19 protein-coding genes are annotated in these 20464 nt (G+C 45.2%); 13 read left to right on the forward strand and 6 right to left on the reverse strand.

The window, feature by feature from the left end:
- Positions 1–32: 32 nt before the first annotated feature.
- The 11 genes from VXP95_RS13640 (at position 33) to ahr (ending at position 10203) form a co-directional block, all read left to right on the forward strand.
- Positions 33–1103, forward strand: coding sequence for a polysaccharide biosynthesis/export family protein (locus VXP95_RS13640; protein WP_416712229.1), 1071 nt, complete (start codon positions 33–35; stop codon positions 1101–1103).
- Positions 1104–1356: 253 nt separating this feature from the next.
- Complete coding sequence (locus VXP95_RS13645; protein WP_416681021.1) at positions 1357–3540, forward strand: polysaccharide biosynthesis tyrosine autokinase; 2184 nt, start codon at positions 1357–1359, stop codon at positions 3538–3540.
- 166 nt (positions 3541–3706) lie between these two features.
- The gene (locus VXP95_RS13650) at positions 3707–4411 is read left to right on the forward strand and encodes an FKBP-type peptidyl-prolyl cis-trans isomerase (protein WP_064096882.1); all 705 of its coding nucleotides are present in this window, start codon (positions 3707–3709) and stop codon (positions 4409–4411) included.
- Positions 4412–4460: 49 nt separating this feature from the next.
- Positions 4461–5150 carry an FKBP-type peptidyl-prolyl cis-trans isomerase gene (locus VXP95_RS13655; RefSeq protein ID WP_064096881.1) on the forward strand — a complete coding sequence of 230 codons (690 nt, stop codon included), beginning with the start codon at positions 4461–4463 and terminating at the stop codon, positions 5148–5150.
- A gap of 163 nt (positions 5151–5313) precedes the next feature.
- A complete protein-coding gene (locus VXP95_RS13660) occupies positions 5314–6048 on the forward strand; it encodes a dienelactone hydrolase family protein (RefSeq protein ID WP_416706005.1) in 735 nt (244 codons plus the stop codon).
- Positions 6049–6142: 94 nt separating this feature from the next.
- Positions 6143–6502 (forward strand): HIT family protein, encoded by a 360-nt coding sequence (locus tag VXP95_RS13665; protein WP_064096966.1) that lies wholly within the window; start codon positions 6143–6145, stop codon positions 6500–6502.
- A 160-nt stretch (positions 6503–6662) separates the two neighbouring features.
- Positions 6663–7691 (forward strand): A/G-specific adenine glycosylase, encoded by a 1029-nt coding sequence (mutY, locus tag VXP95_RS13670; RefSeq protein WP_416712224.1) that lies wholly within the window; start codon positions 6663–6665, stop codon positions 7689–7691.
- 69 nt (positions 7692–7760) lie between these two features.
- Entirely contained in the window at positions 7761–8303 is a 543-nt protein-coding gene (locus VXP95_RS13675; protein WP_416712225.1) for a M23 family metallopeptidase, read from the forward strand.
- Between the two features lie 15 nt (positions 8304–8318).
- Positions 8319–8564 carry a hypothetical protein gene (locus VXP95_RS13680; protein ID WP_064096877.1) on the forward strand — a complete coding sequence of 82 codons (246 nt, stop codon included), beginning with the start codon at positions 8319–8321 and terminating at the stop codon, positions 8562–8564.
- Between the two features lie 24 nt (positions 8565–8588).
- Positions 8589–9185 (forward strand): DNA-3-methyladenine glycosylase I, encoded by a 597-nt coding sequence (locus tag VXP95_RS13685; protein WP_416706008.1) that lies wholly within the window; start codon positions 8589–8591, stop codon positions 9183–9185.
- Positions 9175–10203, forward strand: coding sequence for an NADPH-dependent aldehyde reductase Ahr (gene ahr, locus VXP95_RS13690; protein WP_191730834.1), 1029 nt, complete (start codon positions 9175–9177; stop codon positions 10201–10203). Before VXP95_RS13685 ends, ahr begins: the two co-directional genes overlap by 11 nt.
- Positions 10204–10251: 48 nt before the next feature.
- On the opposite strand, the gene VXP95_RS13695 is transcribed toward ahr, so the two are convergent.
- Together VXP95_RS13695 and dapB are read right to left on the reverse strand one after the other, a co-directional pair.
- On the reverse strand, positions 10252–10896 hold the full coding sequence (locus VXP95_RS13695; protein WP_064101659.1) for an START domain-containing protein: 645 nt from the start codon (positions 10894–10896) through the stop codon (positions 10252–10254).
- Between the two features lie 56 nt (positions 10897–10952).
- Complete coding sequence (gene dapB / locus VXP95_RS13700; protein WP_191730832.1) at positions 10953–11774, reverse strand: 4-hydroxy-tetrahydrodipicolinate reductase; 822 nt, start codon at positions 11772–11774, stop codon at positions 10953–10955.
- 514 nt (positions 11775–12288) lie between these two features.
- Between dapB and VXP95_RS13705 the strand changes: the two genes are divergently transcribed.
- Positions 12289–13512, forward strand: a complete 1224-nt coding sequence (locus VXP95_RS13705; RefSeq protein ID WP_064096872.1) for a glycosyltransferase family 32 protein — start codon at positions 12289–12291, stop codon at positions 13510–13512.
- A 133-nt stretch (positions 13513–13645) separates the two neighbouring features.
- On the opposite strand, the gene dnaJ is transcribed toward VXP95_RS13705, so the two are convergent.
- The 4 genes from dnaJ to VXP95_RS13725 form a co-directional block, all read right to left on the reverse strand.
- Positions 13646–14758, reverse strand: a complete 1113-nt coding sequence (gene dnaJ, locus VXP95_RS13710; protein ID WP_064096871.1) for a molecular chaperone DnaJ — start codon at positions 14756–14758, stop codon at positions 13646–13648.
- Positions 14759–14864: 106 nt separating this feature from the next.
- On the reverse strand, positions 14865–15242 hold the full coding sequence (locus VXP95_RS13715; RefSeq protein ID WP_144723900.1) for a sodium/proton-translocating pyrophosphatase: 378 nt from the start codon (positions 15240–15242) through the stop codon (positions 14865–14867).
- Between the two features lie 131 nt (positions 15243–15373).
- On the reverse strand, positions 15374–18511 hold the full coding sequence (locus tag VXP95_RS13720; protein WP_416712226.1) for an efflux RND transporter permease subunit: 3138 nt from the start codon (positions 18509–18511) through the stop codon (positions 15374–15376).
- Positions 18512–18513: 2 nt separating this feature from the next.
- Positions 18514–19617, reverse strand: coding sequence for an efflux RND transporter periplasmic adaptor subunit (locus tag VXP95_RS13725; RefSeq protein WP_416712227.1), 1104 nt, complete (start codon positions 19615–19617; stop codon positions 18514–18516).
- Between the two features lie 149 nt (positions 19618–19766).
- On the opposite strand from VXP95_RS13725, the gene VXP95_RS13730 reads away from it, so the two are divergent.
- Positions 19767–20390, forward strand: coding sequence for a TetR/AcrR family transcriptional regulator (locus tag VXP95_RS13730; protein ID WP_416681029.1), 624 nt, complete (start codon positions 19767–19769; stop codon positions 20388–20390).
- Positions 20391–20464 lie beyond the last annotated feature (74 nt).

Below are 20464 nucleotides of genomic sequence, written 5' to 3' on the forward strand. Positions count from 1 at the left end.
CATACCCAAGTTGTCACTTGAATTCTGTTCAAATGAGCAGAGTGTTGTCTTTTAAATCTTTGTGCAACAAAGCCGTTGGATGTGCAGCAATATCCGGCTTTCAAACCTATAATTTACCGAAAGAAGGCATCTATCAAACTGAGCTGGGAACGCCTGTCAATCTGGTGCAATTAAATCAGCAAACTCTGCCTGTCGTACAGTCGGCCCAAACAAATAATCTCAGTCATTATGCTGCTTTATTTCAGACCGAGGTGCAGGATTACCGCTTGAATCCGGGTGATATCTTATCTTTTCAATTATGGGCTTATCCTGAAATCAGTGCCGCCCCTACGGCCAGCGATAATAACAACGGCTATCAAATTGACCGGAATGGTTATATCCACTTTCCATTCATTGGACGCTATAAAGCAGCAGGAAAAACTCTTCCGCAAGTGAATCAGGAAGTACGACGCCTATTAACACCTTATTTAAACCGCCCGGATGTAGTGGTACGCGTGATTTCATATCAAGGACAACGCTATTCTGTGGTTGGCAATGTGAAATCGGCAGGACAGTTTTACCTGTCTGACCAACCGATTAGTGTTTATACAGCATTAGGTCTGGCTGGCGGTATCAATGAGCAGGGTGACTCGACTTCAATTCAACTGGTACGTCAGGGGGTGACCTATGACCTGAATACTATTGCACTGGAAAAGGCTGGATATTCTTTACATAAACTCTTGATTCAACCAAATGACACTCTTTATATCAGCCCTCGTGAAAACCAGAAAATCTATGTGATGGGGGAAGCAGGTGCCAATAAACCGTTGCCAATACGTGATCAGGGAATGACGCTTGCGGATGTGCTGGGTGAAAGTGAAGGCATCAACCCCTATTCAGCGAGTGCTAGCCGGATTTATGTCTTACGTGGCAATTCCGATAACAAGATGACCGACATATATCACTTAAGTTTAAACAACCTTGGAGATTTTGGCCTGGCCAAACAGTTCAAGATGCGTAGTAACGATATTGTCTATGTAGATGCCACAGGTCTGACTCGTTGGGAACGCGTTGTGAGCCAGATTCTTCCATTTTCATATGTCGCTGACTCGGCTATACGATAGGTAATTTAGCTATATATAGTACCAGGTGCTTAATACTGAATAGGAAACAGACATAATAAGAACTGTCTTCTTCTGATCATTATTAAAATATCTGGCCTTATGCGGGTTAGATATTTCAGGAAAGGACCATATAACCAGAATTTTAGAGTCCTTTTTCGCAAAGGCAGCAAGTCTTTGATTATTTTATATAATTTTGTTAAAAAATAACTCACTGACTGGAAAAATCACTTTTAAACTTTTAGATAGTAAAATTATGAACAAAAATAACAATACCGAAAATATGATTGACCTAAAAGGGGTGTTCTTTTCCCTGCTCGCGCAATGGAAACTCATCCTGTTATGTGGCTTGCTCAGCCTGATTGTCGTGCTGCTGTATATACGCACCGCAGCCCCTAGCTATAAGGTAGATGCAATTGTCCAGGTCGAGGAAAGTAGAGGGGCATCAGCTGCTTTATTAGGCAGCCTGTCAAGTATTATTAGTCAGATGTCTTCGTCGAATGCTGAGATTGAGGTGTTAAAATCACGCACTATTCTTGAGTCCGTGATTGATCGTTTAAATCTGGATCTGCATATCGCCAGTACTGAAGAATCTTTTATCAACCGTCTTATTCAGGGAAGAAACTCGCAAACCGAATATCAGCCTGAAACAGTACGCTTTAAAGAAGGTTTTAAAAGCTTTGATATCCGTCAGTTTGAAGTTCCTGCAGCGTATCTGGATAAAAGTCTCCTGCTAAAATTTCAACCACAGAGCTTTAGCCTGATCAATCCAGCTACAGAAGAAATTGTCTTTCAAGGGCCACTTAACCAGGCCGTTCAAGGCAAAGCTGCACAGGGAGACTGGAAAGTTGCCATCTTCACTCAGGATAAGCTAGATAACAGCTATCGGGTACAAAAACTCTCGCTGCCTACAGCGATTGATTCCATTCTCGCCAATTACTCCGTTACAGAAAAAGGCGAACTGAGTGGTGTTCTGCAGCTTCGTTATCAGGGGCAAGATAAACAGCACATCACCAAAGTACTGAACACGATTTTAGCCCTTTATAGCCAGCATAATATTACACGCCGTTCCACAGAAACAGCCCAAACACTGGCGTTTCTGGATGAACAATTACCGGATTTAAGAAAACAGCTGGATAATGCAGAATTTGCCTTTAATAAATTCCGCCAACAGCATAATACTGTTGATATTGCTAAAGAATCTGAATTGTACTTAAACCAGAGCGTCACCCTCGAAACACAAAAAGTCTTACTCGAACAGAGACAGGCTGAAATAGGTGCCAAATATGCAGCACTACATCCGGCCATGCGGGAAATTACGGCTCAACTTCGGGTCATCAATGGTAAGATTGGCGAGCTGAATACCGCACTTAAAAATGTTCCAGAGATCCAACGCCAGTTCTTGCAACTGTCACGTGATGTAGAAGTCAAACAACAACTGTATACCAACCTGGTAAATTCCTATCAGCAACTGCGCATTGCCAAAGCGGGTGAAATTGGCAATGTCCATATCATTGATACCGCACTTGAACCGATTGACCAGATGCAACAGAAAACACCCCTGATTCTGTTCCTCGCCTTCTGGTTCGGTATTTTCCTGGGAATCCTGGTGGCATTATTCCGCAATATGCTGCGTTCCGGGGTGAAAGAGAGCAGTCAGATAGAATATCAACTCGGACTTCCGGTCTATGCAAATATCGTACACTCACCGAGTCAGAAACCTGGGCTAAAACTCCTGAAAAAGAAAAATATTCCTTTCGTATTGGCCCTTAAACATAGCGATGATATTGCGATCGAAAGTTTGCGCAGCATCCGCACCGCGAGCCATTTTGCCCTTGGCCAGGCCAAGAACAACATCATCATGATTTCAGGTCCCGCACCCAAAGTTGGAAAATCATTTGTTTGTAGCAACCTGGCGGTCATCATGGCAGAAAAAAACAAACGCGTACTGGTGATTGATGCAGACTTGCGTCGTGGACATATCCACAAATATTTTGATCTGGATCATCAAAATGGATTAACTGAATACCTGAATGAGCAAATTACATTAGAACAGACGATACAAAACACCAATCTTCCGAACTTAAATGTCATCACCTGCGGTAAAAGCTCAACCCATCCATCTGAGCTTCTCAATTCAGTACGCTTTCAGGAGCTACTGCAATCTGTGATTCCACACTATGACCATATCATTATTGACACACCACCTGTATTGGCGGTCACGGATGCGACTATCGTAGCCCGATATGTCGGACTCAATTTGGTCGTAGCACGCTATGCAAAAACTCAAATGAAGGAGCTTGAGCTGACATTGAACCGCTTTAAACAAGCCGGTTGTATCGTAAATGGCTTTATCCTGAATGATATTCAACCTTCGGCCGCAGGAAGCTATAGTTACGATTACATTTACAGTTATAAGTCTAGAGTACAAAATAGCTGACCTCATTCATAAAAAAAACCAGCAATTGCTGGTTTTTTTTATGTCTTCCAGCTTCAACAGAATTGCGGTATTCGCTTGCTAAAAAACCACCCATTCTGCAAGATTTCTCAAAATTTTCTGCTAAGATGGAATGAACCTCCACGATAACATTAGATTGGAATAATACATGAGTAAGGCCTTACCGATTGCTGTCGCTGTTCTTTTAGGCGGTGCCGCGCTAGTACCTGTTTACTATGCAACTCAAAACCCAGCTGCTCAAACAACAAAAGCATCTAAAAATGCCTCAGCTGTTTCTAAAATCAGCTATGCACTTGGTTATGAAGTTGCTCACCAAACTCCACCTGAGCTGGATATTGACAGCTTTGTGACAGGTGTTCGTGAAGGTCATGCCCGTACTGCACCTGCTTATACTGAAGAAGAATTACAGGCCGCTTATGAGCAGTTCCAGAAAGAAATGCAGCAAAAGCAAGTCGACAGTGCCAAGCAGGCTCAAGCATCCAGCGATACTTTCCTAACTGAGAATGCCAAAAAAGCAGGGGTAAAAACCACAGCATCTGGTTTGCAATATCTAGTCACTAAAGAAGGCACCGGCAAACAGCCTGCGGCATCGTCAATCGTGAAAGTCCATTACACCGGAAAACTGGTTGATGGTACCGTATTTGACAGCTCGGTCGAACGTGGTGAGCCGATTGAGTTCCCACTCAACCAGGTGATTCCAGGCTGGACAGAAGGGTTGCAACTGATGAAAGAAGGCGGCAAAGCCACGCTATATATCCCGGCAAAACTGGCTTATGGCGAACAGGGCGTACCAGGAACTATTCCTCCTAACAGCACTTTGATTTTTGATGTGGAACTGATCGAAGTCAAATAATCCACGAATAAGGAGAGCATTGTGCTCTCCTTTATTTTGAGAAATGATAATGAAAATACAAATAAGCTTGCTGGTTTTACTGCTAAGTTCTGGCAGTCTTTTTGCCAAAGACATCACCACTAAAAGTTCTGAAGCAGAACAGGTGGGTTACAGCTTTGGTTATCTGATGGGAAAAAGTAATGCAGACTCTTTACAAGGTATTGATCTGGATGCCTTCAGTGCCGGTTTAAAAGCTGCTGCTGCCGGAAAACAGGCGACTTTAAGTGAAGAAGAGATGGCGCGGGTATTGACCCAGTTCAAGCGTCAGGCTGAAGCCAAAGAGCTGATTACCCTAAAAAAACAGGCTGATGAAAATGCCAGAATTGGTCAGGCGTTTCTGGCAGAGAATGCCAAAAAACCTGGGATCAAAACCACCAAATCAGGCCTGCAATATCAGATTCTTCAGGAAGGTAAAGGCAAATCGCCGAATGCAAACAGTAATGTCCGCGTACATTATGAAGGCCGTTTGATTGATGGTACAGTTTTTGACAGTTCGATTGCCCGTAATCAGCCCGTGGTATTCCGTACCACCCAGGTCATTACTGGCTGGACCGAAGGCTTGCAGCTGATGAAAGAAGGTGCCAAATATCGTTTCTTCATTCCGGCTGAACTGGCCTACGGACAAATTGGTTCAGGGGATGTAATTGAGCCGAACAGTACCTTGATTTTTGATGTGGAATTACTGGAAATTATTAAATAATAAATCCTATTTTTCCTGATAAAAAAGCAGAGAGGTTCTAGATTTACCTCTCTTTTTTATGCCTTTCAACCTCCCTAAATTGCAAGTTTTCATGTCACATTCCAATCAGTTTTGCTATGTTATGTTTTAATCAAGCGATTCAACAACAATAGAGGACGTCAGCATGGCAGCAATCAAGACCCGCGAAATTCATTACACTGCACAGGATGGCAGCTCATTAATCGGTTATTTTGCCGCACCAGAAACTGATACTCCTGTTGCCGGTATACTGGTCGCACCAGAATGGTGGGGTCGTAACGAATATACCGAACAGCGTGCCCGTGAACTTGCAGAACATGGCTATGCGGCCTTGGCCATGGACATGTATGGGGATAAAAAAGTCACGACCAATTCTGATCAGGCATATCAGTGGATGATGCAGACTTTTGCAGATCCTGACACCATCGTTAACCGTGCCACAGCGGCTTTGAATGCTCTGGCAGCGCAGGATGAAGTTAATCCCGAAAAACTTGCAGCGATTGGTTTCTGCTACGGAGGCAAAGTCGTACTGGATCTGGCCCGTTCCAATGCCCCATTAAAAGCAGTCGTCACTTTCCATGCCAATCTGACGCCAAAAGCACCAGCTCAGGAAGGTCAGGTACAGGCAGAAATCCTGGTGCTGCATGGAGAACTGGACAGTATGGTAACGCTAGATGATGTCGCCAGTTTCCAGGAGGAAATGCAGGCTGCCAAGGTCAAACATGAAGTGATTGTTTTTGAAAATGCCAAACATGGCTTTAGCAACCCGCTTGCCGATGAACGGGCCAAAGCCAATGGCGTGGATCTTGGCTACAATCCAGAAGCGGAACAAAAAGGCCTGGCAGCAATGTACGCCTTACTGGATCGCCGTTTGGCATAAATAGAAACAACTATTCGGCTTGTTTACAGGCTGAATATTTCAGATACTTCATGAAGAAAAGAAAGATAAATCCTACCAGAGGAGAATGTATATGATGGCTGAAACCAACTGCCCCTACTGCAATTTTGACGAATATGATGTCATTGCCAAAAATGATTATGGTGTGGTGTTGCCTGAACCGAATTCATTGTCCGAAGGTCACTGTGTCGTGATTCCATTACGGCATGTGGCCTCATTTTTTGAAGTGACTGACAAAGAACGTAAAAGTTTGATGTCTTTACTGGAACAGGCACGTAATGAACTGCAATTACGCTACCAGCCTGCCGGGTTTCATGTCGGTTTTATTGATGGTGAAGTATTTCAGGAAAAGGTAGAACATCTGCATATTCATATTATTCCGCGTTATGCAGGCAAAACCTTGAAGCTGGATGAGCGCTGGGGAATTAATGATTAACCAGGTTCTATATCAAAAATAAATGCTCTACGGAGCGTTTATTTTTTTGAAATCACTCTTCTGCCCAAATAAATGAGCAGCCATTTTTATCCTACTTTTCACATTCCCACCCTGCTGATTCCGCTATACTAGCTGCTGCTTATTCGGTTGCTAGGTGTTCATGTTCGTATTTTCAGATGCCCTGTTGGAATGGTTTGATGTGCATGGTCGTCATGACTTGCCCTGGCAGGTGACCGATGATCCGTATAAAGTCTGGGTCTCTGAAATCATGTTGCAGCAAACCCAGGTCAAAACTGTACTGCAATATTTCGAACGATTTATCCAGCGTTTCCCGACTGTTCAGGACTTAGGTCAAGCCTCATGGGATGAGGTTGCACCTTACTGGGCAGGTCTCGGCTATTATGCCCGCGCCCGCAATCTGCATAAAGCGGCCGGCATCGTGACGGCACAGCAGCAGTTCCCTCATACTCTGGAAGAATGGATGGCTTTGCCCGGCATTGGCCGTTCTACCGCGGGCGCCCTGATGTCACTCGGTTTACGTCAATATGGCGTAATTATGGATGGTAATGTCAAACGGGTATTGTCACGTTTCTTTGCCATTGAAGATGATCTGTCCAAACCAGTGCATGAACGTGCCCTATGGCAGCTGGCGGAGCAGCTCTGTCCTGTCGAACGCAATCATGACTATACCCAGGCGATTATGGATCTGGGAGCAACCGTATGTACGCCAAAAAAGCCTTTGTGTCTGTATTGTCCCATGCAGCAGCATTGCAAGGCACATCAGCAAGGACTGGAAAATGAATTGCCTTTCAAGAAGGCTAAAAAACCGGTTCCGGTACGTTCTGCGCAGGTCTTGCTGATCCAGTCCGGTACAGACTGGCTCTGGCAGCAACGTCCCAATAGTGGTCTTTGGGGCGGTCTCTGGTGTCTGCCGATTATTGAAAATGCACATGAATTGGAACAGCGATGCCAGCAGCTGGGCCTGAAAAATATCGTCAAAAAGACCCAGATTAGCCACAGTTTTACCCATTTTACCTGGCACCTTGAAGCGATTGTTTTTGCTGTAGATCAGGATCAGCAGGAGCATCTGGCGATTGAACTGCAAGGCTGCTGGATGAGTCCACAAACAGCAACCGATGCCGGTATTCCGACTGCCATGAAAAAATTGATCACTAGCGTCAACCTGTGACATAGTCTGGACAAAGCAAAATATCGATCAGCTCGACATGAGCATTGCCAATATTTAAGGATGAATAAAGTGCGCCAATACCTTGCTTTGACATGGATTGTTTTCATCACTGTGCTGCTGGCAGCCTGTAACAGTACACCGAAAAAATCCCCCGCTGTACAACTGAACCCTATCCTGGTGAAGAGACTCAACAGCCTGCAGATGCCTAATTCATTGGCAATCCCGGTGGCACGCGTACAGGCACGTGAATTAACAGATACCTGGGGCGCTTCGCGCAGTCGCGGACGTCTGCATGAAGGCATTGATATCATGGCTCCACGTGGAACCAAAGTTTTTAGCGCGACTGAGGGCCTGATTGCGGATTTACGTAATAACAATTTGGGTGGTAAAGTAGTCTGGATTCTGGGTCCAGGCGGCTCCTGGCATTATTATGCGCATCTGGATGGTCATAAACGTGGCTTAAAAGTAGGCGACCATGTTAAAAAAGGCCAGCTGATCGGTTATGTCGGCAATAGCGGTAATGCCCGGCATACTGCTCCTCATCTGCATTATGGAATCTATTTACAGGGCAAGGGCCGCGGTGTGGTCAACCCTTATCCCTATTTACGTTAATTTTAGGATATTTACATGTCAGAAGCGTTGATCAATCGTCTGGTGGAATTTGCTGAATCAGGCAATCAACAAAAAATTGTATTGAATGGTCAAACTTACCAGGGCTGGGTGATGGAAATTACCGAGGATGCGCTTCTGATCAGTACCGGCTATGCTGACAAGGCCGGTAAAGATATGTGGATTCAATTTAGCGATCTGGATCAGGCTGAACTGTGGTACTGGGACAATCAGCAGGATCAATGGACTGTGTTTAAATTATAAAAACATCAAAACAAGGAGCATCACATGACTGTGCAACGCTGTGGCTGGTGCTCCGATGATCCGCTGTATATCACCTACCATGACCAGGAATGGGGACAGGCCCTGCTGGATGAAAATCGCCTGTTTGAAATGCTGTGTCTGGAAGGACAGCAGGCCGGTCTGGCCTGGATTACCGTTCTTAAAAAACGTGAAGCTTATCGTGAACATTTTTTTCAATATTCAATCGAATCTATCGCCTCACTTACAGATCAACAACTCCAAATAAAACTCGAAGATGCTAGCCTGATACGGCATCGCGGCAAACTCAATGCCATTCGGGAAAATGCCCAAGCATGGCTAAAGCTGCGACAGCAAGGGATTAATCTGGTGGATTGGCTCTGGTCTTTTGCACAGCAACCGCGACTGAATAATGATGTTGTGGATTATCGGCAAGCACCCGCTCAAACCATTGAGAGTCAGCAGATGTCTAAAGCCCTTAAACAGGCCGGTTTTAAATTTGTCGGACCCACCATTTGCTATGCCTTTATGCAGGCCGTTGGTATGGTCAATGACCATGAAAATCATTGTGACTTTAAAACAATATGCTCCCATTTAAATAAGAGTCAAAATCATGTCGAATAATATTATTCAAGCTTATGCAGCCATGTCTGCAGGTGCGGAACTTGAACCTTATCAGTTTGATGCCGGAGAACTGCAACCGCATCAGGTCGAAGTCAAAGTGGAATACTGCGGTCTCTGTCATTCCGATATTTCAGTGATCAATAATGACTGGGGTTCATCCGTTTATCCGGTCGTGGCAGGACATGAGATTATCGGTACCATTACCCATCTGGGTGCAGAAGCCAAAGGCCTGAAAGTGGGTCAACGGGTGGGTATCGGCTGGACGGCAGAAAGTTGCCAATATTGCGATCCTTGTATTTCAGGCCAGCAGGTGCTGTGTACTGGCGGTCAGGTGGCTACCATTGTCGGACATGCCGGTGGTTTTGCCGACAAAGTGCGTGCCGGGTGGCAATGGGTCATTCCCCTACCCGAAGATCTTGACCCTGAAAGTGCTGGCCCCCTGCTCTGTGGCGGGATTACCGTATTTGATCCGATCCTGAAACATCAGATTCAGGCCATTCACCATGTTGGCGTAATTGGTATTGGCGGTTTAGGGCATATGGCCATCAAGCTGCTAAAAGCCTGGGGCTGTGAGATTACCGCTTTCACCTCAAATCTGGATAAAAGTGATGAGCTGAAAGGCATGGGCGCTGACCATGTGGTCAATAGCCGTGATTCGGCTGCTTTAAAAGCCCAGCGTGGCAAGTTTGATTTATTGCTGAGTACGGTCAATGTGACTCTGGATTGGCAGGCTTATCTGGCGACTCTGGCACCCAATGGTACTGTACATATGCTCGGTGTACCCTTGGAACCGATGCAGATTCCGGCTGGCATGCTGATTGGTGGGGCCAAGTCAGTAAGCGGCTCACCGACAGGTTCGCCGGCTGCACTGCGCCAGCTGCTGAAATTTGCTGCACGTAAAAATATTGCTCCGCAAATTGAAGTATTCCCGATGTCACAGCTGAACCAGGCGATTGAACATCTGCATTCAGGCAAAGCCCGTTACCGGATTGTGCTTAAAGCAGATTTTACAGCTTAAATCCTGCTTATTTTCAGCTGTTAAAAAGACCCAGAAATTGGGTCTTTTTTATTGCAGGGCTTTAGGCAAGACCGCAATACTGGCAGGTTTGGCCAGTTCAGTCTTCATCTTTTGCAGCATCTGATAAGGCTGCTGTTGCACAAACATATTCACAAAAGTCAAAGGAATGGAACCTTCCGGATTGGCATAACCATAGGTTGAAACCTTGACCTGGTTATTGGCCAGTTTCTGAAAAGTCCAGTCCCCCTGATAATCGGTTAAACGCACATAATCCGGGTTTAAAGGATAACCACTTTGGATGGCTTTATTCTTGATGGTGATCTGGCCATTGGCTTCCTTGATCATCTTGCCCTGTACAATCAGGTCACGGTCTTTTAAGGGAAATGGAAAATCCAGCACCATATACAGGGTAAAGTCGCCTTTTTTATCATCGCGCGAGAGAATCTTGATGCTTCCCATATAGGGAACCCACTGTACGGCATGCTCGACATTTAGAATCAGGGACACGGCATTTTCAATGGGTGCAGTATAGGTGGTTTCAGCTTTATAGAGAAAGACCGGGTTTTGTTCATTCTGGTAGGTCCAGACCTTGATATTATTTTTATGAATACTGAGTTTAGGCGTCCCGACAGGCTTGGCCTGCGCAATGGCACCAAGCGCCACTGCACAGAGCAGGAAAATCATTTTTTGCATTTTTTATTCGTCTTATTTTAGTTTTAGATTTTTTTATAAATGATTTTAACTCGGTTTTAAACCTGAATATCGTTAAAACCAAGCACGTCCTTCATATCATATTTACGCGCTTCACGGCCCACTACCCAGGCAGCAGCACGTACCGCACCAGAAGCAAAGTTCATGCGATTGGTGGCTTTATGGGTAATTTCCACACGCTCCCCGTCGGCAATAAACATTGCGGTATGTTCACCGACAATATCACCACCACGAATGGTCTGGAAGCCAATGCTCTTACGCTCACGCGGACCAGTATGACCTTCACGGCAATACACTGCATCTTCTTTTAAGTCACGACCCAAAGTTTCCGCAATCGCCTCACCCCACATCAAAGCTGTACCCGATGGCGCATCGACTTTATGACGGTGATGTGCTTCAATCACTTCGATATCAACCGTATCGCCAAACACCTTAGAGGCCAGTTCAAGCAGTTTGATCGAGACGTTTACGCCCACTGAATAATTCGCTGCATAGACTACAGGGGTTTCCGTCGCAGATTGTTCCAGATAGGCTTTTTGCTCGTCATTCATACCTGTCGTACCAATCACGATGGCGACACCTGCTTCACGGCAGATTTTAAGATGATTGACGGTGGCTGCGGGTGCAGTGAAATCGATCACGACATCACAGTCTTTGACTACATCTGTAAGGCTACCCACGACCTTCACACCTGTTGCGCCAATTCCGGCAAGTTCGCCCGCATCAGCACCCAATAAGGTACTTTCAGGGCGTTCTACTGCAGCCGCCAATTGATAACCTGCTTCATGCACAGCCTGAATAAGGATACGCCCCATACGACCGCCTGCACCCAAAATCCCAATGCGTGGTGTAGCTGACATAACATAGTCCTGATGTTGATCCAAAATTGTTCTTACTATAACAAAACTCTGGAATAACACTAAGATGCATTGCATAAATTCAATAAAAATACTTTTTTACGAAACTTCCTGACAGTGGGCATGTCACAAAGCCGTTCTTATAGACACTTGCTACAGTTCCTGTTTCAATTGTGGCTGACCATGAAGCTCCCTGACAAAGGACTGAAAACAAGCGAATAGGAGGAAAATATAAAAAATTATGGTTCTCCATCATATTGATTATATTTATAAAAATTAATATATTGTATATAAAATAGTAAGTTGATTTTAGAAAAATTGATTACTTAGAACGTAATAATGAAGCTTTTTCCTCATATTTTTTAACTGCGTTTGGGGTTTTATAAGAGGAATAATTTATAATATAGTTTTTCTATTTCCAATAAAATTACTTATTTATCTATCCAACAAGACTCATTAATTATATTTGCAAGCTGAATATAATTTTATATAAATAAATGATATCCAGGGTTTAATTTTGAATAATATAAATTTAGTAGGTTTCCATGGTGGTATATTGGGCTATGACCTAGAGACCAGTTCATTAAAATGCTATAGGGATGGTATCCCGATTGGTATATATGAAGTACTGTTTGATGGAAAAAACATTTTTATTCAGCTAAATGATTCCAAGAAATATATATTCTTTCTAGAAAATAAATTTTCTTTAACTGATAATTTACAAGAAGTAAATCTGATCGTTCATCATCATGGATATCACCTTAATATAAAAATAGAAAATAAATATTTATCCTGCAGATCAGATCTCAATATTGTGAATGGCTCAGATAAACCTTTAGGATGGGAAGAATTCTATTTAAAATTTAATGATTATGTTGATACAACAGAAAAATTTCATTATTCAGATTTGTTTGAATACAATAAACTCACTCAACCCAAATCTATTGAAAAAAATATATGGTTATATTGGGATTCAAATCCTCCCCCGCTCATTAACAAAATAGTTAAAAAACTTGAAAATTTAAACCCGGGCTATGAGATTACCTTAATTAATAAAGACAATATAAGAGACTATACAGAATATGATTTATTTAAGGATGATATGAATCCTACTTTTCGGAGTGATTTATTAAGGCTTATTCTACTATACAATTATGGCGGTTTTTGGATTGATGCCTCCACTCTGACCAACACCTCGATCAATAACATTACTGGCTTAAATCAATATAATCAAACTCATTATGAACTTATTGGCTTTTATAGAAAATGTCATTTTATTCATGATCTGCCGTGTGTCGAATCCTGGTTCTTAGGTTCTCCAAAAGGTAGTTTTATCATTGGAAAGTGGTTAGAAGTTTTGCTAGAAGCCTTATATTCTTCACCCGAGGCACTTTTAGAAAAATTAAAACAAGATATTAACTTTGAAAAAATTAAAAATACCTATTCAGAAGGATCATTCCTCTATTTTCTAGCTTATTTATGCCAGCAGAAAGTCTTTATAGATTATAAACAATATATGAGTATTCAGGCATTCTGTGCAGATTATTCAGCTTTCTATTTTAAAGATAGACATGGCTGGTCTAATCCAGATCGATATATCAACTTGTTGTTTAGTAGAGAAAATGAAATCATTTTCTTGCCTAAAATCATTAAATTTACTAAGGGCGACCGGGATCTTTTTGAAAAAATCAGGGCAGAGAAAAGATTTAAAACCTATTCATATTTAGGAAACTATATCTAAAAATGGGGTTTGCCGGGATTGATAAGACTTGAGAATATGCAGGCCCTTCTGATTGAGAAACCTACAGCAGAATAAAATTTGCTATAAGCCATAAAAAAGGACGCCAAAGCGTCCTTTTTCTAGTTTCATTCCATTAATCGAATAAACGGTCAAAGAATGATTTTTTCTTCGGTGATGACTTGCTGTCGTCACCATCCATGGTTTCCTGGAGTTCTTTTAACAGTTCGCGCTGACGTGAACTTAAATTGACTGGCGTTTCAACCACAATCCTGCACAGCAAATCGCCTTGCATACTGCTACGTACCGGCTTAACACCCTTACCGCGTAAACGGAACAGTTTACCAGTTTGCGTTCCTTCAGGAATTTTCAGGCTGACACGACCGTCGAGGGTCGGAATCTGAATTTCCTTGCCTAAGGCAGCATCCACGATCGATACCGGAACATCCATATACAGATCGGCCCCATCACGCTGGAAGATTTCGTGCTCACGCACCACCACTTCTACGTACAAGTCACCAGGCTGGCCGTCACGGATCGCTTCACCTTTACCAGTCAAGCGTACACGGTCGCCATTATCTACCCCGGCAGGAATAGTCACTTCCAGAGTTTGCTGTCGGTCTACTACACCAGAACCATGACATTTATTACATGGGTTCTTGATGATTTTACCTTGACCACGACAGGTGCTGCAGGTCTGTTGTACCGAGAAGAAACCTTGCTGCATACGCACCTGACCTGCACCATGACAGGTCGGACAGGTTTCTACATCGTTTGGATTTTTTGATCCCTTACCATCACAGGCATCACACGGTGCCGGAGCCGTAAAGGTAATGGTTTTCTTGACACCCTTAACTGCTTCTTCCAGGGTCAATTCCATCACATAGCGTAAGTCTGAACCACGGCGGGCACGTTGCTGGCTACGACCACCACCCCCAAAAGCACCCCCGAAAATATCACCAAACTGACTGAAAATGTCTTCTGCGCTAAAACCGCCGCCGAAGCCACCACCGCCCATACCACCTTCAAAGGCCTGATGGCCCATACGGTCGTACATGCTACGTTTTTCACTATCAGACAGGACTTCATAAGCTTCTGAAGCTTCTTTGAATTTCTCTTCTGCTTCAGGATTTTCCGGGTTACGGTCTGGGTGATATTTCATCGCCAACTTACGGTAGGCTTTTTTGATTTCATCATCACTAGCGGTTTTAGCGACACCCAAAACCTCATAATAATCACGTTTAGCCATGTCTGGCGATGCTCCTCACGGAATTTTGTTTAATATTCAATTGAGGTTTAAAATTGGGGGTTAAACCTAGTTTTACAAGGGGAAATTTTAAAAAAATTATATGTTTTTAGAAGACTGCTTTGTTTTGCGAAAACTTGTAGATACCTTTAAACCAGGCATTGATTAGAAAAATAAAAGCAATGAAGCTGAAAATCACCCCGGTCACTACACAGGCTTTGACCCAGAGCTGACTATCCCAGGCAAAGAAAAACAGTGGAATAAACCACAGTGCAGCAAAGATCGCCAAAATGGTATAAATCACGATATTACGCATGATCCATAGTGCCTGTGCCTGTAACCAGACTTCTGCATAATCGACCTGGGTGACTTTACGGGCAAACCAGTAGGCGAATAATCCACTAACCAGCGTAAATAAGGCCAAAAACATGAAGACATAAGCCATCGCTACGGAGCGTCGCATTTTGGTTAATGGAACTTGAGTCATGTTTGGATCAACCTCGTTACCATATTGGCAGTTCGGCCAATGCAGCAAATACTTATTTTTTTAAATTATAAAAATCTCAGGTGCTACTATATTGAAAATTTCAAAATTTCGCACCTGAAATTATGACAAATTTAAACAGAATTTAAACTTTTTTTCACTTTAAACCACTGTGCATATAAGGCAGGCAGGAAAAACAGGGTTAATAGTGTGGCTACAATCAAACCGCCCATAATCGCCACTGCCATCGGCCCGAAGAAAATACTGCGGGACAAGGGAATCATGGCCAGCACCGCAGCCAGTGCGGTCAATACGATCGGACGACAACGGCGTACCGTGGCATTGATGATGGCATCCCACTGCGACTCTCCGGCCTGAATATCCTGCTCAATCTGGTCAATCAGAATGAGCGAGTTGCGCATGATCATTCCGGATAAGGCAATCGTCCCAAGCATCGCCACAAAACCGAAAGGTTTATTGAAAATTAACAGGAATAACACTACTCCGATAATGCCCAAAGGTGCAGTCAGGAACACAATAAAAGCCCGTGAGAAGCTCTTGAGCTGAATCATCAATAAAGTCATGACGACTGCGAGGAACAAGGGCATACCAGCATTCACCGAGTTCTGTCCACGAGCCGATTCTTCAACTGTACCGCCCACTTGCAGCAGATAGCCATTCGGCAGCTCTGACCGGATTTTTTCCAGTGGCTCTTTGAGTTCATTGACCACAGTAGCGGGCTGCAACTTGCTACGAATATCGGCACGCACGGTAATGGTCGGCAAGCGGTTACGATGCCAGATCAGGCCTTCTTCAAAGCCGTATTCAATTTTGGCAAGCTGCGCCAAAGGTACCGATCTACCGGTTGCGGTCGGAACAGCCAGACTGGCTAAAGATGCTACCTCCACCCGTTCAGCCTGAGCACCACGCAAACGGATTTCAATCAGTTCACGTTTTTCACGGTACTGGTCAATGCCGGCCCCCAAAATCGAGCTGTTGAGTACATTGGCCAGTTCACTGCTGCTCACCCCAAGCTGACGGGCACGATCCTGATCAATCTGCAATTTGATGACTTTGCTCGGCTCTCCCCAGTCCAGATGCACATTGGTGGTATTCGGATTCTCACTCACGGTGGCAGCGACTTTCTGCGCCCATTCACGCACCAGCCCCAAGTCTTCCCCCGATACCCGGAACTGCAGTGGATAGCCCACAGGTGGACCATTTTCCAGCAAGGACACCCGGGTACGCACTTCCGGCAATAACCTGCGAATCTGGTCACTTAAGGATTTGCGGATTTCATTACGGTCTTCCAGCGATGAAGCCAATACCACAAACTGGGCAAAGCTGCTTTGCGGCAACTGCTGATCGAGCGGTAAATAGAAACGTGGAGACCCAATCCCGACATAAGCCACATAGTTATCAATGCCCTCTTGTTTCGATAAAAAAGCTTCGACTTTTTTTACTGCAGCTTCAGTGGCCTTCAGTGATGCACCTTCTTCAAGTTTCAGATCTATCAGAATTTCCGCCCGATTCGAAGGCGGGAAAAACTGCTGCGGCACCAGCTTAAACATTAAAATAGACAGGATAAAAATTCCGACGGTGGCAGCAATGACAGTTTTACGATAGGTCACACAGGCATCGACCCAACGGCGAAAACCCTGATAAAACCGGGTTTCATAAGGGTCATAATGTTCGCCGGCATGATGCACAATCGGCGCCGGTTCCGGCTGTTTGCGCAGACGTGCCCAGAGCCGCTGATACCACGGCGCTTTTTGAATTAAATCTTTGTTGAAGTCCGGTAAAAGCTTATCACCCAGATAAGGCACAAACAGTACCGCGGCCAGCCAGGATACCAGCAATGCGATGGTCACTACCTGGAAAATCGAACGGGTATATTCCCCGGTACTCGAGGCTGCAGTGGCGATCGGCAGAAAACCGGCAGCGGTAATCAGGGTCCCGGTCAGCATCGGAAAAGCGGTGGTGCGCCAGGCATGCCCGGCCGCCTGTAAACGGCTATAACCCTGCTCCATTTTAATCGCCATCATTTCAATCGCGATAATGGCATCATCGACTAGCAGACCGAGGGCCAGAATCAGCGCCCCTAAGGAAATTTTATGCAGTCCGACATCAAACAGCTGCATACCGGCAAAGGTCATGGCCAGCACCAGCGGAATCGAGAAAGCCACCACCAGACCGGTCCGGAAACCGAGCGAGAAAAAACTGACCAGCAATACGATAATCACCGCTTCTGCCAGCACTTTCATAAATTCGTTAATACTGCGTTTGACCGCCACCGGCTGATCAGAGACTTTTTGTAGCTCCATGCCGAGTGGCAAGGTTTTTTGCAGACGTGCAAACTCCTGTTCCAGATGTTTACCCAGTGCCAGAATATCCCCGCCCTTACGCATCGATACAGCAATACCAATGCCGTTTTCGCCCATAAAGCGCATCCGCGGTTGTGCCGGATCACTAAAGCCTCGATAGACTTCCGCGACATCCCCCAGCTGAATGGTTTTGCCATTGACCAGCAGCGGCATCTGTCTTAATTCTTCAACACTGTTTAATGCACCACTGACCCGCACCTGTATCCGGTCTGAACCGGTTTCAAAAAAACCAGACTGGGTGGTGGCATTTTGCTGCTGCAGGGCTTGCTGAATCGCCATGACTGGAACGCCCAGCTGGATGGCCTTGGTATTGGAAATTTCAATCCAGATTTTCTGGTCTTGCAGGCCAATCAGCTCAACTTTGGCAACATCTTTGACCCGTTGCAGTTGCAGCTGTAAGCGGTCGGCGTATTCCTTGAGGGTCGCATAGTCAAAATCTTTACCCTTGAGCACATAAATATTGCCAAAGGTATCGCCGAATTCATCATTAAAGAATGGACCTTGTACCCCTTGTGGCAATTCATGCCGGATATCGCCCACCTTCTTGCGCACGTTATACCAGACATCCGCGACATCTTTCGAAGCCAGGGAATCCTTGGCAACAAAAGTCACCATGGATTCACCCGGACGCGAATAGGCCATGATACGGTCATACTGACCCGTGGTCATCAGTTCCTTTTCAATCCGGTCAGTGACCTGCAGGGATACTTCTTTGGCAGTGGCACCCGGCCAGTAGGTCTGGATCACCATAACTTTAAAGGTAAACGGTGGATCTTCACTTTGTGACAGTTTGGAATAAGAGACGATGCCGATCAGACCCAGCAGGATCATAAAATACAGCACCAGACCTTTATTTTTTAAGGCCCATTCCGACAGGTTAAAGTTCATGCTTAACTCCCTGCCTGAATGGTCACACGACGGTTTTCACGATCAATCGGATTGATTTTTTGCTGGTTACGCAGCAGATGTACGCCGCCAATCACCACATAGTCTTCCGGCTTGAGGCCACTGAGTACAGGAACACTGTCCCGGCCATAGGCACCGAGCTGGACCGGGACTTTACGTAAGGTATGATCCGGCTGGACCACCATGACATAAGCCTGCTGATCCGTTGCCGAGACACTGGATAGCGGCACACTAAGCATATTATCGCGGCTGTGCTGAAAAAATACCCGGGCACTTTGTCCCAGCTGGATCTGGCCATTGCCTTCACGTAAGGAAACTTTAACCCTGAAGGTACGCGACTGGTCCGCTGCCGGTGAAATCTCGCGGACAAAAGCGGCAAATTTTTCTTCAGGTTTGGACCATAATGTCACTGTAGCTGCCTGTCCAACCTTGATTTCCGAAATAGCCTGTTCCGGCACCCCAATCACCACTTCACGCTCACCGGCAATCGCCAGTTCATACGCCGCCTGCCCGGCAGCGACCACCTGTCCTGTTTCAATATTGCGTGCAGTGATCACGCCGTTTCTGGTGGCAATCAGCTGGTTATAAGCAGTCTGGTTTTTAGCGGTATCATAGTTGGATTGTGCCTGCTTCAGATTTGACGTGGCGGTCTTGTACTGGTTTTCGATCGCGTCATATTGTGAGCGGCTCACGGCATTGGATGGCAATAACTGCTTGAAACGTTGTAATTCATCCTGAGCAATCTTAGTGGCAGACTGCGCGCTTTCCAGCTGGGCACGTGCTGCATTCAGCTGCAGCTGGGCATCTTTGACATCCAGAGTTGCCAGGACTTGCCCGACTTTGACCTGGTCACCCACATCGGCGAAGCGCTGGGTCACCTGTCCAGCGACCCGAAATGCCAGCGCCGTTTGCTGACGTGCCTGCACATCACCGGCATAACTTTTTAATTCATGCTGTGAAGTGGTGGGTGTGGCCACCATGACAAAGGGAACTTCCTGTTCTGCTGCAGCAGTATCTTTGCTGCACCCAGTTAAGGTCACGCTGCAAAGCACCACCATGCCAGCCAATACGCTGTAAATCCTGCTCATCTTATTCGCTCTTATCTGATCGTCTTTTTTAGGGCAAACTATGCTGATATATTGAATTGCCTGTTTTTTTAATTAATATACCACCCGGTACACTAATTACAACTCAAGCTTCAAAGCAATGACCGTGTTGACTCTTTTTGGAAGAAATTGTGCAAATACCTGTAGGACGACCCAAGGATCTGGAAAAGCGTCAGCGCATCCTGAGTGTGGCCAAAGCGCTATTTTTAGCGCATGGCTATCATGCCTCCAGCATGAACCAGATTGCACGTGAGGCAGGTGTGACCAAGCTGACGGTGTATAATCATTTTCAGGACAAGGCGACCCTGTTTAGCTGTGCGATTGAGGATACCTGTGAAGCCATTCTGCACGAACATCCTCAGCTCTTGCAGCCAGGCAGTGACTTTACACAGGAGTTTTATCAGGCCTGTCAGCGCGCTTTAAATATTATTCATTTGCCTGAAGCGATCAAGCTGGACCTGTTGCTGATGGAACTGGCCTCGCAGCAAAGTCCTCTGGCAGAACAGTTTTATCAGGCCTCGCATAGCAAACTGGATGCAGTCTGGAATGATTTTTTTAACCTGGCCCAGCAATACCGCTTTATTCAGGTCGATCTTCCAGAAAAACAGACCGAGCTGATCGTGTCCCTGCTGACCGGAACCCGTCATCAGAAAATCCTGCTGGGTCTCAGCCCTCCCCCTTCAAGCACAGAACAGCAACAGATTATTAGCGAGGCGATTGAACTGTTTATGCTGAAATATGCCCTGCCGGATTAACTCCTTTCCTTCGGACTGATCACCGATAACCGTATGTGGCCTAAAAGTTGCTAAAAAAGCAGCCAATGCTCTGC

This window comes from Acinetobacter sp. 226, from assembly GCF_048147925.1.
GTDB classification, from domain to species: domain Bacteria; phylum Pseudomonadota; class Gammaproteobacteria; order Pseudomonadales; family Moraxellaceae; genus Acinetobacter; species Acinetobacter pecorum.